This window comes from Tenacibaculum sp. 1_MG-2023 (assembly GCF_030547425.1).
GTDB lineage: Bacteria > Bacteroidota > Bacteroidia > Flavobacteriales > Flavobacteriaceae > Polaribacter.
Window position 1 is genome coordinate 1 of the sequence record NZ_JAUORH010000021.1, and the last position, 17197, is coordinate 17197.

Below are 17197 nucleotides of genomic sequence, written 5' to 3' on the forward strand. Positions count from 1 at the left end.
TCGTTGCCTTGAGGAAAGACCAGCGAAGCTCGCTGACGGTTTCGTTGCCTTGAGGAAAGACCAGCGAAGCTCGCTGATGGTTCCGTTGCGTTGAGGAAAGACCAGCGAAGCTCGCTGATGGTTTCGTTGGAGACTATTCAATAAAGTGTGTCAACTTGTTTTTATTAAGTACATCTTAACTAAGTTTCTAGTACTGTAAGCTTCCCCTAAAACCGAACTATTTTACTTTTTATTACACAATCAATGAAACCGTTGAATCACAACAGGATGCGTTGTGATATGTCAGGAATAGTATATGGAATGGGTATTGGGCTTATTATTTTTATGACAATAAAAAAAGACTCACCAATGGTAAGTCTTTTCTTATATCTTATACAATAATCAAGCTACTTTTTTTGTAAAAAATATAACTCAGCCAATTCACCAGTTATTTCTTTTCCTTCAATATCTAGCTTTTGAATAGCTCCTTCTACTACTTTTAACTTATAAGCCTCTTCATTACCATCTATTAGTGTAATTACTGTACCAGCTGCATCCCATTCAAAAGTTCCTTCAACTGTTTCTTCTTGTCCTTCTCCTAAATATTTTATAGTCATTACGTAGGTACCATTATTTTTTAACAAAATGGTGGTCTTAATTCCTTCACAGTCTGCACAAGGCAATACTCCTTCATATTCACCTTCCCAATCTAACGAGTTTTTTGCATTATGACCATCATTCATTTCTTTAATTGGATTTGTAGTTACATTACCATCCATTTCTTTGGATACAATTATTACTAATGAAGGACGTGTAGTATAACTAGTTTCATTTCCTTCAATAACTGAAAAGTCAAAATTAATTTTCTCTCCTTTTTTAGTAAGTGATACTGGTTGAAGCTCAGTTGATTTGTTATTCGCATCAACGGTAACTGCAATTACATATTCCTTTTCGAAGTCGATTGAAGTTGGAATTCCATTTTTCCCCATAACTGCTGCTGCCCCAAAATATTTCTCAAACTCTTCTCTATTATCTATTTTATTTGGAAGCCTATCTACATTATTTTTAATAAAATACCTCGAAGCAACTTTGTAAGTTACAGCTATAGACTCATTAGTTTCAATAATTTCTTCTTTAATTCCCTTTGATTTCTTGCTATTTAAGTTACACCCTACAAATACAGAAGTAACTAATAATAACGTTCCTAAAAATTTTAGTGTTCTCATTTTTTCATAATTTAATTAAACAATTACAGCATCATACTTAAATATGGCGTTTATCCGCAAGTTAACAACTATTATACCAATCAAATTTAGTTTCCTTTCTTTTAAAAAACACTTCTTATTTTTTACAAATAATTTAGTAATTTCGACCCTCTAAATCACTTTCATGAAAGTTTGCATCGCCGAGAAACCTAGTGTAGCCCGTGAGATTGCTAATATCTTAGGAGCCAATACCAAACGAGATGGATATTTCGAAGGTAACGGCTATGCTGTTACCTATACATTCGGTCATTTATGCACACTTTTAGAACCCAAAGACTACAAAACACACTGGAAAAGTTGGGACCTAAACAACTTACCCATGCTTCCTGAACGTTTCGAAACAAAAGTTACGGGTGATAGCGGAATTCAAAAACAATTCAAAATTGTAAAGTCCTTATTTGATAAAGCCGATGTGGTTATCAACTGCGGGGATGCTGGACAAGAAGGAGAGCTCATTCAACGATGGGTTATCAATCAAGCAAATTACAAAGGTAAAATTCAACGGTTATGGATTTCTTCTCTAACGGAAGAAGCTATTAAAGAAGGGTTTGAAAACCTAAAAGACAACGACGATTATAACAATTTATATTACGCAGGGTTTTCTCGTGCTATAGGTGATTGGTTGTTGGGCTTAAATGCTACCCGTTTGTACACTGTAAAATATGGTGGTTACAAACAAGTACTATCTATAGGTAGAGTGCAAACCCCTACCCTAGCTATGTTAGTTGATCGTTATAAAGAAATTCAGAATTTTAAACCTGAACCTTATTGGGAGTTACAAACGCAATATCGTGAAACTTTATTTAGTTGTGAAGAAGGTCGTTTTTTAAAGAAAGAAGACGGACAAGCTTTTGCCGACAAGGTAAAAGAAAGTGATTTTGAAATTACCTCGGTTACTAAGAAAAAAGGAAAAGAATACGCTCCTAAACTTTTTGACTTAACAGGCTTACAGGTATACTGCAACAACAAATTTGGGTTTTCAGCAGATGAAACCTTAAAAATTGTTCAGAAATTATACGAAATGAAAGTAGTTACGTACCCTAGAGTGGATACTACTTTTTTACCGAATGATATTTATCCTAAGGTTCCAAATATTTTAAAAGGACTAAAGCAGTATGCTTCTTTAACTCAACCTCTATTAGGAAAGAAAATACGTAAATCTAGTAAGGTTTTTAACGATAAAAAAGTTACCGATCACCATGCTATTATTCCTACAGGAATAGAAATCAACCTGCAATACAATCAGCAACAAGTGTATGATATTATTGTAAAACGATTTATTGCCGTGTTTTATCCTGATAGTGATATCTCTAAAACTGAAGTTAAGGGAGAAGCTGATAAGGTGCCGTTTAGAACTTCAGGAAAAGAAATACTTACCAAAGGTTGGCGAGCGGTTTTTGAATACGGAAGCGATGCTAAAAAAACAGAAGAGAAAGATGTACTTCCAACTTTTGAAAAGGGAGAAAAAGGTCCGCATGAACCTTCTTTTTTAGAAAAAGAAACCAAACCACCTCGCAATTATACCGAAGCGAGCTTGTTACGTGCCATGGAAACTGCTGGTAAGCAAGTAGATGATGATGAAATGCGTGAATTGATGAAAGAAAACGGTATTGGACGACCATCTACACGTGCGAGTATTATTGAAACGTTGTTTAGAAGAAAATACATCGAACGCCAAAAAAAATTAATTATTCCTACCCAAACAGGTATTGATTTGATTGATTTAATTGACAATGAACTTTTAAAGTCTGCTGAATTAACAGGACTCTGGGAAAAACGTTTGAAAGAAATTGAACGTGGTGAATACCATGCTGCTACGTTTATCAATCAAATGAAAAAAATGGTTGATGATTTGGTCTATGAAGTTCGTTCAAGCTCTAAGACAAAAAGAATTTCTTACGAAGCTCAAAAAACAAAGCTAAAACCTAAAAAAACAGCTTCTAAAAAGAAAACCGTTGTTGGTAAAGAATGTCCAAAATGTAATAAAGGTCAATTATTAAAAGGAAGTGCTGCTTATGGCTGTTCTGCCTATAAAAATGGTTGTAATTTCACCTTAGCTTTTGAATTTATGGATAAAAAAATATCCGAAAATCAATTAATTCGTTTGCTTGATAAAGGCTGCACGACCAATTTAAAAGGATTCAAACAAGACGATAAAAAAGTAGAAGGTTTAGTTCGTTTTGATGATAATTTCAATTTAAAGTTTGAACCTAAAAAAACGAGTTCTAATGTCATTTCGAGTGATAACGAGAAACGTAAGTTCAGTGAAGCCAAGTCTCAAGACACCCTAACCTGCCCTAAGTGTAACAAAGGAGCCGTTTTAAAAGGAAAGTCTGCCTATGGATGTTCTGAATACAAAAATGGTTGTGACTTTGTGTTTACTTTTGAAAACATAAAAAAAATGGCTAACGGACAACCATTAACCAAAGAGTTAGTATATAAATTTTTAACTTCTAAATAAGCTCGTTATAATAGTGCCCTATTAATTTCTCTGGATTTTTAATGGTATTTTTAATCCATTTAAAATACAAGACCTTCTTTTCTTTATCTGATAGTTGCCAATCTAAACTCGTTCTTTTTAAACGGGTAGTTACATCTTGTAGGGTAATAGCTGCTGCTACTGAAATATTTAAACTTTCGGTAAAACCAACCATAGGAATTTTTAAAAATCCATCCGCTTCTTGTTTTATATAATCAGAAATACCATCTTTTTCAGCTCCAAAAACAAAAGCTGACTTTTTGGTCACTTCAAAATCGGGTAACACACAAGAATCAGTATGTGGTGTGGTTCCTATAATTTGGTATCCTTTTGCTCGTAAATCTTCTAAACAGGCTTTGGTATTGTCTCCATCTTCTTTATACCGATGAATATCTAACCATTTCTGGCTTCCTTTTGCTACATGCCTTGATACTTTATTCGTGAACTTATTTTCAATTGCATACACATCTTGTACTCCAAAAATATCGCAACTTCTCACCACCGCACTGGCATTATGTGGTTGGTAAATATCTTCTAACACTACCGTGAAATGACGTGTGCGTTCATTTAAAACCTTATAAAAGGTTTCTTTTCTTTTCTCAGTAATGTAACCCTCTAAGTAGGCTAATAATCCTTCATCAATCATACCACAAACATAGTAATTTTTCCTATTTTTAGTCGCAGGGCGACAGCCTAGTATTTATTTTCTTAAACTTGCAACAAAATTTATATTTATGAAAAAACGATTGGTTGTATTAACAGGGGCAGGAATTAGTGCTGAAAGCGGTATTAAAACTTTTAGAGATGCTGATGGTTTATGGGAAGGTCATGATATTTATGAAGTAGCTTCACCTGAAGGGTTTCGCGCTAATCCTGAGTTAGTGTTAGATTTTTATAACCAGCGTAGAAGGCAACTTTTAGAAGTTTCTCCTAATAAAGCACATCACAACTTAGTTGTATTAGAAAATGATTTTGAGGTTACAATCATTACTCAAAATGTAGATGATTTGCACGAACGCGCTGGAAGCAAGAATGTAATTCACTTACACGGTGAGCTATTAAAAGCTCGTAGTACTAAAAACAAACACCTAGTTTACAATTGGAATAAAGATATTGTTATAGGCGATGTGTGTGAAGAAAAAGCACAATTGCGTCCGCATATTGTTTGGTTTGGTGAAGATGTTCCATTATTGGAAAAAGCTGCTAAAATTACCTTACAAGCCGATATTTTAGTTATCATAGGAACTTCTATGCAGGTGTATCCTGCTGCTAGTTTGGTTAATTATGTACAACATAATACCCCTATTTATTTTATAGACCCTAAGCCAGCGGTAAATAAAAACGACTTCAATAACTTAACTATTATTGAAGACGTTGCTAGTTCTGGTACTGATAAATTAATTACAATACTTAATAAGGCTTTATGAATTCGATGTCAATTTATCAAAATACTCGTACAATTCTCCTTTAGAAATGTTACTTCCTTTTTCTATTAAATCAAAAAGTTCAACGTTTCTTTCTTCTTGATATGTTTTTGAGCCTCTTAAAAACTCAATAGTTTCATCGTTCGGATTTTTTAATAACCACTCAAATCCTTCTTGCTCTAAAACATTCACTTCTTTATCAATTTTTATCACAATACGATGAATTTCTTTTTCATCACATTTAAATAGGTTGATCACTTTTGGTGAAAAATGTTCTAAATACGCTGTTTTGGTAAGAACATCGTCCCAAACCACATCACTAAACACATTCATTTCGTCTTCAGCTACTTGTGGTTTCTCATTTTTTAGCTCATCCCATTCTTTTTTATCAATGTTTTGTGATGCTAAAAAACGTGCAAACTCTTCATGTAATCCTTCAAACTGTTCTTTTGTAAGTTGTCTATATTTCAAAAATTCAAATTTTAATAATTAACTAACCCTAACTTTTATTCATTCTCTTTACTTAGGGCGATTATATTGTTTTGCTTAATCCCTCTATGAGGGTTTCCTGGGGCAATTTTAATAATAAATTGGGGTTAGGGCAATTTTCCTTGTAAAAATCTAAGGTCTTTTTTGAAGACACTCCTGGATAATCTCCATAATAATATTCAATATCTATTATTAACTGAAAGTGTAAATGCGGAGCATAATCTCCATTTACAGAACTATCTCCTAAGGTTCCTATCTTGTCTCCTTGTTTAACTTTTTTACCAACTGATATATCTTCTAAAGATTCTAAGGATAAATGACCATACAATGAATAAAACTCATTTCCTTCAATTGAATGTTTTATAATAATTGTTGGTCCATAATCCCCATAATTTGTGTTATTTTTAAAACTATGAACTTCTCCATCTAGTACGGCCAAAATATCAGTTCCCGCATCGCACCATAAATCGATTCCTAAATGGATATTCCGTTGATTTTCTTCTGATAGTTTATTGAAATGTTCGCTTCTGTTATAAATATCTCTTACTTCTAAATATCCTCCAAAAGCAACTGTTTTTTTTTCTCTTGAAAAATAATTCTCTAAATATGCTTCCCATTCTTTTGATGAAGAAATATCAAAGGTTAGTTCCTTATTAGATGCAGCCAATGAAATGGGAACGTACTCCTTAAAAGGTATGCTAACATCAACTACTTGCAATGGTTTTTGAGATATGTTGTTTAAAAATTCTATCATAAATATTTTTGTATAAAAAGAGTAACCAAAGATAATTGATTACTCTTACATCTGTAAATTATACAAGTTATTCTATCTTGTAACAGTACCACTAATTTCTTTAACTGGTCCTGCTCCCATAGTAAAAGTTACATGATCATCAGCATCTGATGGAACTCCATGCGCTAGGGGCTTTAATGTAAAAGGATTTGGACTATTATCTGGATCTGGCTCAACGGATATAACTGCTGTTGTTCCTCTTAAATCTGTAGGAAAAGTAAACCCAGTAGGGGCATTTTGTATAAAATCTTCTCCTGGATATCCTGGTCCATTATTTATATCTCCTTTAAATGGTGTTGTTACAGCATTATCATCTGCCATTGCTACATCAGTAAAGGTTCCTGTGCTAATTGGTGTGCCATTTATAACTACCCATCCTTCATACTTCCAACCTACTGGTAATGTTGGTAAAGATAATCCTGTAGCTGGACTTCCACTTGTTAAATCTAAAAACCAAATACCGCTTCTTTCATTGTTCATCATCCCATCAGTTGGAGTTGCTAGAATATACTTACCTGTAGCAGCAGAGAAATCTCCAACAATTTCTGTAGATGTTACTCCTGCTGAGTTACCAGAAAAATCTCCTGCTACTATTTTAGTATTCGCAGGCGCTGGGTCTGGGTCATTTGCTGGTTCTATAGAAAGTACAAATTTTGTAGCTGTTGCTAAAGCATTTGCTTCTACTACAAAAGAACTTTGCGATAGTTCTCCTGAGTCATTTACACTAAAAGTTCCTGTTGATACTGGTGCTCCATTTACTATAACCCAACCTTCATATACATACTCTGTTCCTAAATTTTCTAAACCAGTTACATTTAGACTTAAATTTGATGTTCTTAGTGTGTTATCATCATCATCGCTACAGGCAGCAAAAGTTATCGTGCTTATTACTGCTAATGTTAAAAGTATTTTCTTCATTGTTTTTGTAATTTTGAATTTATACAAAAACAAAGTTACTTGCATGTTTTCTTTTAAAATGTTAGCTAGCTTACACTTATGCTGCTTTTTTTAGCAATCGTATCTCTTTTCTGTTAAAATCTATAATTTTTTCTTGTTTTAACTCATTCATTAAGGTATTTAAAGTAGGTCTTGAAGTACCTATGAGTATTGCAATATCTTTCTGTGTATAAGGGTGTGCAATTACTTGATCTCCAGTTTTATCACATTCATAACCGTATTCTTCACAAAGCTCTTTAAAAAACTCTAACAAACGGGTTCGTGTATCTTTAAACAGCAATAATTGTAATCTTCTTTCTAGCTTTTTAATTCTTAAGCCTATGAATTTATGTATCTTAAAACTAACAGATACATTATCTCTCATTAATGAATACATAGTATCTTTAGATACTGGACAAATCACTGTAGCATTATCAATTGATTGTGCAAATTCATTTCTTTTATCTATTCCTAGAATCGCTTTTTCACCAAAAATTTCTCCTTTAGTTAGTATTGCTTTGATAATTTCATTTCCATCTTCAGTATAATACCCTATCTTAATTTTTCCTTTATCTATTAGATAAATTTTACTAGCTGCGTCATCTTCAAAATATATATAATCGCTTTTTTTATATGCAGAAAATATATGCTCCTGTTTATACCCCTCATATTTGTGTGGACATAATATTTTAAACAAATTAACATCTTCAAAAAACCAAAGTTTACCCATAGTTTACTTTTTAAACTAGGTCGGAAAGGTTAATGCTTCTTTACAAAAAAAGCTCTGGAATCTTCCAGAGCTTTTAAACTATTTATTTTTAAAAACGCTTATTAGGCATTTTGCTTTTTTATTAAATTTAAGGCTGATCCTTCTTTATACCATTCAATTTGTCCTTCGTTGTAAGTATGGTTTGTAAAGATTATATCTTTTGAGCCATCAGTGTGTACTACTTCAATCGTTAATGGTTTACCTGGTGAAAACTCATTTAAGTCCAAGAAGTTAAACGTATCATCTTCTTGAATTAAATCGTAATCTGACTCGTTATCAAAGGTTAACCCTAACATTCCTTGTTTTTTCAAGTTTGTTTCATGAATACGTGCAAATGATTTTACTAATACTGCGGCAACTCCTAAATGACGTGGTTCCATTGCTGCATGTTCACGAGAAGAGCCTTCACCGTAATTATGGTCTCCTACTACAATCGTTTTAATTCCTTTTGCTTTGTATTCACGTTGCACCTTAGGTACTGCATCATACTCTCCTGTCAATTGATTTTTTACGAAATTCGTCTTCATATTGAAAGCATTTACAGCTCCAATTAACATGTTGTTGGAAATATTATCTAAGTGTCCACGGTAACGTAACCAAGGACCTGCCATAGAAATATGATCAGTTGTACATTTTCCATGTGCTTTGATTAATAATTTTGCTCCTTCGATTGTATCTCCTAATGGAGTGAATGGAGTCAACAATTCTAAACGTTCTGAATTAGGGTTTACAACTATTTTTACATGACTACCGTCTTTCTCTGGTGCTAGATATCCATTATCTTTAACTTCAAACCCTTTTGGTGGTAACTCCCACCCTGTTGGCTCATCAAACATTACCTCTTCTCCATTTTCATTGATTAATGAATCTGTCATTGGATTAAAGTCTAAACGTCCTGAAATTGCAATAGCAGCTGTTAATTCTGGTGAAGCTACAAAAGCATGTGTATTAGGATTACCATCAGCTCGTTTAGCAAAGTTACGGTTGAAAGAGTGAACAATACTGTTCTTTGGTGCATTTTTAGGGTCACTATACCTAGCCCACTGCCCAATACATGGGCCACATGCGTTGGTAAATATTTTAGCATCCAGCTTTTCAAAAAGATCTAAAATACCATCCCTTTCTGCTGTGTATCGAACTTGCTCTGAACCAGGATTGATTCCTAACTCAGACTTCATTTTTAATCCTTTATCAATTGCCTGTTGCGCTATTGAAGCTGCACGTGATAAATCTTCATAAGAAGAATTTGTACAAGAACCTATTAATCCCCATTCAACTTGTAACGGCCAGTCGTTAGCTGTTGCCTTTTCTCCCATTTCTTTTCCTGCTGGTGTTGATAAATCTGGAGTAAAAGGTCCATTTAATAAAGGCCCTAATTCTGATAAGTTAATTTCAATAACTTGATCAAAATATTGTTCAGGGTTTGTATATACTTCTATATCTCCTGTTAAGTATTCTTTAATTTCATTTGCTGCATCTGCAACATCGCTTCTATCTGTAGCTCGTAAATAACGTTCCATAGATTCATCATAACCAAATGTTGACGTGGTTGCTCCTATTTCAGCTCCCATGTTACAAATAGTCCCTTTACCAGTACATGACATTGCTGTTGCCCCAGGTCCAAAATATTCTACAATTGCACCTGTTCCTCCTTTTACTGTAAGAATTTCTGCTACTTTTAAAATCACGTCTTTCGGTGCTGTCCAACCAGATAATTTACCTGTTAATTTTACACCTATTAATTTTGGAAACTTCAATTCCCAAGGCATACCTGCCATTACATCTACTGCATCTGCCCCTCCAACACCAATAGCGACCATACCTAATCCTCCAGCATTTACCGTGTGAGAATCAGTACCAATCATCATTCCTCCTGGGAAAGCATAATTTTCTAATACTACTTGATGAATAATCCCAGCTCCAGGTTTCCAAAAACCAATGCCATATTTATTAGATACAGATTCTAAAAAGTTAAAAACTTCACTACTTACATCGTTTGCATGTTTTAAATCGGTTGCTGCTCCATCTTTAGCCTGAATTAAATGATCACAATGCACAGTAGTAGGTACCGCTACCTTATCTTTTCCTGCTTGCATAAATTGTAATAATGCCATTTGTGCTGTTGCATCTTGACATGCAATGCGATCTGGTGCAAAATCTACATAATCCTTTCCTCTTTCGAAAGCTTTCGTTGGGGTTTTATCCCAAAGATGTGTGTATAAAATTTTCTCTGCTAATGTTAAAGGCTTACCCGTAATTTTACGTGCAGCATCTACACGATCAACCACCTTACTGTACACCTCTTTTATCATATTAATATCAAAAGCCATAAATGTTATTTTTTTGTTGCTCCACGCAATTTACCAAAAAAAAATAGTTTAAGAATGGGCTTGCCATATAATTATAAAAAGTTTAAATAAGTTTTTTCTATAGCTAAACCATGGTACTCTTATTTATAAAAGAAAGCCCGAATCTTTTCAGACTCGGGCTTTTCAATTAAATTTTAGTAACCTATGCTGTTACTAATTGTTTTTGAGATGGTTTAAACTTCGTTAAAACAATACCTTCAACAGCTTTTTCATACTCTTCCATAGTAGGAGTTCTTCCTAAAATAGTAGATAATACTACTACTGGTGTAGATGATAATAAAGATTCACCTTTTTTCTCTCCTGAATCTTTTACTACTCTTCCTTGGAATAAACGTGTTGATGTAGCCATTACCGTATCTCCTGGTTCAGCCTTTTCTTGGTTCCCCATACATAAGTTACACCCTGGACGCTCTAAATATAACATGTTTTCATACTTAGTACGTGCTAAACCTTTTGGCTCGTTATCATCAAACTCAAATCCTGAGTATTTTTGTAATACTTCCCAATCTCCTTCTGCTTTTAACTCATCAACAATGTTGTATGTTGGTGGAGCAACTACTAACGGAGCATTAAACTCTATTTTTCCTTGTTGCTCTTCAATATTTTTCAACATTTGAGCTAAAATCTTCATATCTCCTTTATGAACCATACAAGATCCTATGAAACCTAAATCTACTTTTTTAGTTCCTCCATAGAATGATAATGGTCTAATAGTATCGTGCGTATAACGTTTAGAAACATCCTCGTTATTTACATCAGGATCTGCAATCATTGGCTCAGCAATTTCATCTAAATCGATAACTACCTCTGCATAATATTTAGCGTCTGCATCAGGTTTTAATGCTGGTTTAATTCCTGTTTTAACTTCTTGAATTCTAGTATTTGCCTTATCAACTAAACCTTTCAGTACTTGCCCTTCATTATCCATTCCTTTATCAATCATGATTTGAATACGATCTCTGGCAATTTCTAACGATTCTATTAATGTTTCATCTTCTGAAATACAAATAGAAGCCTTCGCTTTCATTTCAGCTGTCCAATCAGTAAATGTAAAGGCTTGATCAGCTGTTAATGTACCAATATGTACTTCAATAACCCTTCCTTGGAACACATTTTCACCATCAAATTGCTTTAACATTTGTTGTTGTGTTGCATGTACTACATCGCGGAAATCCATAAAACTTCTCATGTCTCCTTTAAATGTTACTTTAACAGATTGTGGAATAGGCATTGTTGCTTCCCCTGTTGCTAAAGCTAATGCTACTGTACCAGAATCTGCTCCAAAGGCTACTCCTTTTGACATACGTGTATGCGAGTCTCCTCCAATGATAATATCCCAATCACTTACCGTAATATCGTTTAATACTTTGTGAATTACATCAGTCATTGCAGGATATTGTCCTTTAGGGTCACGTCCTGTAATTAACCCGAAGTCGTTCATAAACTTCATTAATCTTGGAATGTTTGCTTTTGACTTATCATCCCATACGGAAGCTGTATGACATCCTGATTGGTATGCTCCATCAACTATTGGTGAAATAACAGTGGCAGCCATCATTTCTAATTCCTGAGAAGTCATTAACCCTGTAGTATCTTGAGAACCTACAATATTAACTTCTACACGAGCATCAGAACCAGCATGTAATGTTTTTCCTGGAGTTGCCCCTACTGCATTCTTGTTAAATATTTTTTCAACAGCTGTTAACCCTTGTCCTTCAATAGAAATTTCTTTAGAAGTAGCATATACTTGTGGTACTTCTATTCCTAATATTTTAGCTGCAAACGTTTGTAATTTCTTACCAAAAACAACCGCATAAGATCCCCCAGCTTTTATAAACTCCATTTTTTGTGGAGTTAACGCTGCTGAAATATCTTTTAACTCTTTTTCTCCGCTATATAATTTCTTAGTTTTTGTATTGATTGTAAGAACTGTTCCTGTTTCTACAGAGTATTCTTGCTTTAAAACTGGCTCTCCGTCTTCATCTACAACTGTATTACCTTCAGCATCTTTTTGTTTTACCCAATTTTTTAAATCGATACCGATACCACCTGTTACACCAACTGTAGTTAAAAAGATTGGAGAAATTCCGTTAGTTCCTGCAATTACTGGTGCGATGTTGATAAATGGAACGTATGGACTTGATTTAACACCTGTCCATAAAGCTACGTTATTTACCCCTGACATTCTTGAAGACCCTACTCCCATTGTTCCTTTTTCAGCTACTAACATCACACGTTTGTCAGAATGTTGTTCTTTAAGCGCTAAAAGCTCTTTTTGCATATCTTTATTATGCTCGAAAAGTGATTGTCCGTGTAGTTCACGATCAGACCTTGAGTGTGCGTCAGCTCCTGGAGATAATAAATCTGTAGAAATATCTCCAATTCCAGCTATGTAAGTAACTACTTTAATTTCTTCTTCTACTTCAGGAAGTTTTGTAAAAAACTCGGCTTGTGCATAGCTTTCTATAAGCTCTTTTGCTATTTTATTACCAGCTTTATAAGCTTCCTCTAAACGCTCTGTATCTGCTTCATATAAGAACACCTGTGTTTTTAACACTTTTGCAGCTTCTTCAGCAGTAGCCGCATTATTACCTAATGCTAAATCAAGTAAAACTTCTATAGAGGCTCCTCCTTTCATGTGCCCTAATTGTTCTAAAGCAAAAGCTGGAGTTATCTCTTCTATTACAGATTCACCTAGAATAATTTCTTTTAAAAATTTAGCTTTTACCCCTGCGGCACTTGTTGTACCTGGTAAAACGTTATAAATAAAGAAATTAAGAGAATCTTTTCTGTGAGGATTGTTTACATCTTTAATTTGTGAGATGATTTCTGTTAACAATTCACTTCCATCAATTGGCTTAGGGTGAAGCCCTTGCCCTTTTCTTACTTCAATCTCCTTTAGGTAATCTGAGTATGTGTTCATAAAAAGTTTTGTTTTTAAATATTTAAAGGAAATAGTAAAAATTACTATATATTAAAGCTGATTTTTTTACAACTTTATCCTGTTATTTTTTGCTTAGCAAAAGTAACATTTTAACCTTAATTTAAAAAATAAACAACAAAACAGCCAAAAAAGCGTATTAATTAAATTTGAAAAACCTCTTTTTAAAAATATTTCAAAAAAACAAGTAAAAAACCATCTAATAATTATCAAATTGATAATTCATTATTTTGAAGAGAATGTAAAATAATGATATAATCATTCTAAATAGGAAAAAAAGCAGACCCATAAGCTGGATTCTGTTCCTTATAAATAAGGCTCTTATCATTTATCTAGTTCTGAAATTACTCTCAGAATCAATCTGCCTACCCCTTAGAATCGCGCGAGTGGCGCTCGAGCTCTAATGTACATGGCATTGCACCGCATAGAGTTTACCTGGTTTCACTACAGCATTACCTGTACATACTTTCTGTTGCACTTGTCCTCAGTTTACACTGGACGGATGTTATCCGCTATGCTACTCTATGGTGTCCAGACTTTCCTACTTATATTTTTATAAGTCGATAAGATAGGTCTGCTATTATATTGTTGTCAAATAAAAGTTCACACCTCTATTCATAAAAAAACCCACTCAAAAGAATTGAGTGGGAAAATTGCTATGAAAAAGAAAAAGTGTCTAGAACGTCTCCTAGACACTGCAAATATATAACTGTTTTTCGTTTAAAAAAAATTTTATTTAAAAAAAATATCTTTTTTAAGAAATTTTTAAGAAAACATATCTTTTACTTTCTCAAAGAAAGATTTGTCTGATTTCTGAGGGTTTGGGCTAAAGTTCTCATCTTCTTGCATTTCCTCAAAAAACTTACGTTGATCTTTGGTTAATTCTTGTGGTGTCCACACATTTATGTGAATTAAGAAATCTCCATGTCCGTAACGTTCAATACTAGGTAATCCTTTTCCTTTTAAACGTAAAATTTTACCTGATTGCGTTCCTGGTTCAATCTTAATCTTTACTTTTCCTGTAACTGTTTCTACTTCTTTTGATATTCCTAAAACTGCTTCTGAAAAGTTAATATATAAATCGTAGTGAATATTGCTTCCTTCTCTTTTTAAGTTTTCATGTGGTACTTCTTCAATCAGCACTAATAAATCTCCTGGAATTGAATTTTTACCTGGTGCTTCATTTCCTTTACCTCCTACTTTTAATTGTACTCCTTCAGTTACACCTTCTGGAATATTAATAGAAACCGTTTCTTCTTTTACTACCATTCCTTGTGCATCGGCTCCACTTGGCTTTTTGTCTAGCATCTCTCCTGCTCCATGACAAGTACTACATGTAGTAGCTGTTTGCATTCTACCTAAAATAGTATTGGTTACACGCATTTGCTGTCCGCTACCATTACATGTTGAACATGTTTTATAGGTTACTCCTTCAGCTTGAACCTTTCTACGAACTTTTACTTTCTTTTCAACTCCTTTGGCAATATCTTCTAAGGTTAGTTTTACGCGAATACGTAAGTTACTACCTTTTACTCGTGCTTGACGGTGACCTCCACCACCAAAACCACCAAAACCGCCTCCAAAAGCTCCTCCGAATATATCTCCAAACTGGCTAAATATGTCATCCATATTCATACCACCTCCTCCGAAGCCTCCATGACCTCCTTCAAAAGCAGCATGACCGTATTGATCATAACGAGCTTTCTTATTTTCGTCACTTAATATCTCATAAGCTTCAGCCGCTAATTTAAACTTCTCTTCAGCTTCTTTATCATTTGGGTTTTTATCTGGATGGTGTTTAATTGCCATCTTACGATATGCCTTTTTGATTTCAGCTTGTGATGCCGATTTTGATATTCCTAATATTTCGTAATAATCTTGTTTTGCCATAACTTTCAATGTTCAATTATCAGTAAACGGTTATATAACAACTAATAATTGTATTAATGATAATTGTTTTACGCTTGCCCCATTACTACTTTAGGGTGACGAATAATTTTATCTCCTAACTTATACCCTTTCTCTACACAATCAATAATTTTTCCTTTTAAATCATCTGTAGGTGCAGGTATTTGTGTTATTGCATCATGAACTTCTGCATCGAAATCATCTCCTGCTTTTACTTCTATCGTAGTTAATCCTTTCTGAGTTAAGATGTTTTTAAACTTATTATTAATAAGTTCTATACCTTTTATCAACTCAGAATCTTCTGATTTTTTAATTTCTGTCAAACCTCTATCAAAATCATCCATAATTGGCAGTAAAGCTGTCATTAATTCCTGGCTTGCTGTTTTAAAAAGGTCAATACGCTCTTTTGAAGTACGTTTTTTATAGTTTTCAAACTCTGCGAATAATCGTAAATATTTATCCTTCTCAGCTTGAATTAACTCTTCTGTTGTTGGTTCTTCCTTAGCTTCAACCTCTTTATTTTTTTGAGATTCTTCCTTATTTTCTCCTAAATCGCCATTTTTAATAGCGTCTTTAATTTCGTCTTCTTTTGTATATTGATCTTTACTCATTGTAAATCGTTTCATGTATTTAACATCTTTTGATTAACAAGAATACTGCCAATAAAAAATTTGTGTCATAATGACACTGTAACAACGATAAGTAAAACACTTTATAATATTAAGTTGCAAAAAAAGGTTATTATATTTTGTTTAAAAATCTTAAAACTATATATTTAAGAAATTTTATTAATTAATTTATAATACAAAAAGTCCCTCATTATGAAACAGAATTTTTTAAACATTTCAGGAGTTACAATTCTTTCAAAAAACCAACAAAAAAACTTAACTGGTGGTGCTGCAATCGATCTTAATAAGTGTGGATGCGACTGCTCTGGTAGTGTAACAGGACCTATTTATTGTCACCAATATTTTGCTTGTACGCAAGAATATACTTGTAATGAAGAAATGTAAAAGTTAAACATAAGAAAAGCTGTTATCGAAACGATAACAGCTTTTCTATTTCATTTAACTAGTTTGGTAAAGCTTTAACTTTCTTTGCTTTTTGAGGCACAATAAATTCTGCTTCATTAATAAATTTAATATTAGATAATTTTACTTCTCCTATTACCTTTTCATAACCTTTTTTTAATGACCACATATGAAACGTCCAATTAGTTGCAATAGGTATAGATTTAATTATTTTGATTTTATTATACTTAATAGCGTGAGGTTCTTTTTCTGCCTTTTCTTTTCCTTTACCAAAGGTAACAATATATGCTGCTCCACCTAACATATTTGTTTCTGGGTTTTTATATATAATATACCAATCATCTGGTGCATCACCTGTTCCTGACTCAAAAGTTAACTTCCCTGTATCAAAATTTTTAGTTCCCCATTTGTTTTCTTCAAAATTAGACCAAATGGTTCCTTTGTCGTTTAGTTTATAAGGTAAGCCTAAAAAATATGACCATGTAAAAATATCAAAACGAGCTGCCCCCATATCTTCTTCTTTTATCCCTAATGAATAGACTTCTTTTCCATCAAAAATAATAAGCGACCCATCTTGTTTTTCTATTTTTATTTTCCCTCCTCCTGTTTCTTGAGTTATTTCTCCTTTTAGACGTTGCTTTCCTCCAAATGTTATATCAATAGTATATTTCAGGTACTTTTGACTCATAAAAGCTTCTTTTTTATGTACTTCTTCTATTGAAGATGTAAATTGAGGTTTTTCTTGGGCTGTAAAAATTGTTACTTGAAATAATAAGATAGCAAGTACTATTTTTTTTATCATAATGATTGATTT

At 33.4% G+C, this 17197-nt stretch carries 14 protein-coding genes and 1 other RNA gene; 3 read left to right on the top strand and 12 right to left on the bottom strand.

Annotation, left to right across the window (positions count from 1 at the left end):
- Positions 1-386: 386 nt before the first annotated feature.
- A complete protein-coding gene (locus Q4517_RS12895) occupies positions 387-1205 on the bottom strand; it encodes a copper resistance protein NlpE (RefSeq protein WP_303510118.1) in 819 nt (272 codons plus the stop codon).
- 163 nt (positions 1206-1368) lie between these two features.
- Between Q4517_RS12895 and Q4517_RS12900 the strand changes: the two genes are divergently transcribed.
- Positions 1369-3705 carry a type IA DNA topoisomerase gene (locus Q4517_RS12900; RefSeq protein ID WP_303510119.1) on the top strand — a complete coding sequence of 779 codons (2337 nt, stop codon included), beginning with the start codon at positions 1369-1371 and terminating at the stop codon, positions 3703-3705.
- On the opposite strand, the gene Q4517_RS12905 is transcribed toward Q4517_RS12900, so the two are convergent.
- Positions 3698-4369, bottom strand: coding sequence for an RNA methyltransferase (locus tag Q4517_RS12905; protein ID WP_303510122.1), 672 nt, complete (start codon positions 4367-4369; stop codon positions 3698-3700). The two genes, Q4517_RS12900 and Q4517_RS12905, sit on opposite strands and share 8 nt — an antisense overlap.
- Before the next feature lie 88 nt (positions 4370-4457).
- Here Q4517_RS12905 and Q4517_RS12910 point away from each other — a divergent pair, with 88 nt between their 5' ends.
- Entirely contained in the window at positions 4458-5150 is a 693-nt protein-coding gene (locus Q4517_RS12910; protein WP_303510124.1) for an NAD-dependent deacylase, read from the top strand.
- Here Q4517_RS12910 and Q4517_RS12915 read toward each other — a convergent pair.
- The 9 genes from Q4517_RS12915 to Q4517_RS12955 all read right to left on the bottom strand — a co-directional run bounded on the left by Q4517_RS12915 (position 5145) and on the right by Q4517_RS12955 (position 15978).
- Positions 5145-5618: a DUF6495 family protein gene (locus Q4517_RS12915; protein ID WP_303510127.1), complete on the bottom strand. Its 474-nt coding sequence runs from the start codon at positions 5616-5618 to the stop codon at positions 5145-5147. The two genes, Q4517_RS12910 and Q4517_RS12915, sit on opposite strands and share 6 nt — an antisense overlap.
- A gap of 61 nt (positions 5619-5679) precedes the next feature.
- A complete protein-coding gene (locus Q4517_RS12920) occupies positions 5680-6390 on the bottom strand; it encodes a peptidoglycan DD-metalloendopeptidase family protein (protein ID WP_303510130.1) in 711 nt (236 codons plus the stop codon).
- A 72-nt stretch (positions 6391-6462) separates the two neighbouring features.
- Positions 6463-7347: an anti-sigma factor gene (locus Q4517_RS12925; protein ID WP_303510132.1), complete on the bottom strand. Its 885-nt coding sequence runs from the start codon at positions 7345-7347 to the stop codon at positions 6463-6465.
- A 76-nt stretch (positions 7348-7423) separates the two neighbouring features.
- On the bottom strand, positions 7424-8095 hold the full coding sequence (locus Q4517_RS12930) for a Crp/Fnr family transcriptional regulator (protein WP_303510135.1): 672 nt from the start codon (positions 8093-8095) through the stop codon (positions 7424-7426).
- A gap of 101 nt (positions 8096-8196) precedes the next feature.
- Positions 8197-10464 (bottom strand): aconitate hydratase, encoded by a 2268-nt coding sequence (locus Q4517_RS12935; protein ID WP_303510137.1) that lies wholly within the window; start codon positions 10462-10464, stop codon positions 8197-8199.
- A gap of 181 nt (positions 10465-10645) precedes the next feature.
- A complete protein-coding gene (locus Q4517_RS12940) occupies positions 10646-13426 on the bottom strand; it encodes a bifunctional aconitate hydratase 2/2-methylisocitrate dehydratase (protein WP_303510139.1) in 2781 nt (926 codons plus the stop codon).
- A gap of 290 nt (positions 13427-13716) precedes the next feature.
- Positions 13717-14025, bottom strand: an RNA gene (gene rnpB, locus Q4517_RS12945) — RNase P RNA component class A.
- Between the two features lie 184 nt (positions 14026-14209).
- Positions 14210-15334, bottom strand: coding sequence for a molecular chaperone DnaJ (gene dnaJ / locus Q4517_RS12950; protein ID WP_303510142.1), 1125 nt, complete (start codon positions 15332-15334; stop codon positions 14210-14212).
- 68 nt (positions 15335-15402) lie between these two features.
- Positions 15403-15978, bottom strand: coding sequence for a nucleotide exchange factor GrpE (locus tag Q4517_RS12955; RefSeq protein ID WP_408034056.1), 576 nt, complete (start codon positions 15976-15978; stop codon positions 15403-15405).
- Positions 15979-16173: 195 nt separating this feature from the next.
- Between Q4517_RS12955 and Q4517_RS12960 the strand changes: the two genes are divergently transcribed.
- Positions 16174-16365 carry a hypothetical protein gene (locus Q4517_RS12960; protein WP_115901028.1) on the top strand — a complete coding sequence of 64 codons (192 nt, stop codon included), beginning with the start codon at positions 16174-16176 and terminating at the stop codon, positions 16363-16365.
- Between the two features lie 58 nt (positions 16366-16423).
- On the opposite strand, the gene Q4517_RS12965 is transcribed toward Q4517_RS12960, so the two are convergent.
- On the bottom strand, positions 16424-17185 hold the full coding sequence (locus tag Q4517_RS12965; protein WP_303510146.1) for a DUF6503 family protein: 762 nt from the start codon (positions 17183-17185) through the stop codon (positions 16424-16426).
- Positions 17186-17197: the final 12 nt, after the last annotated feature.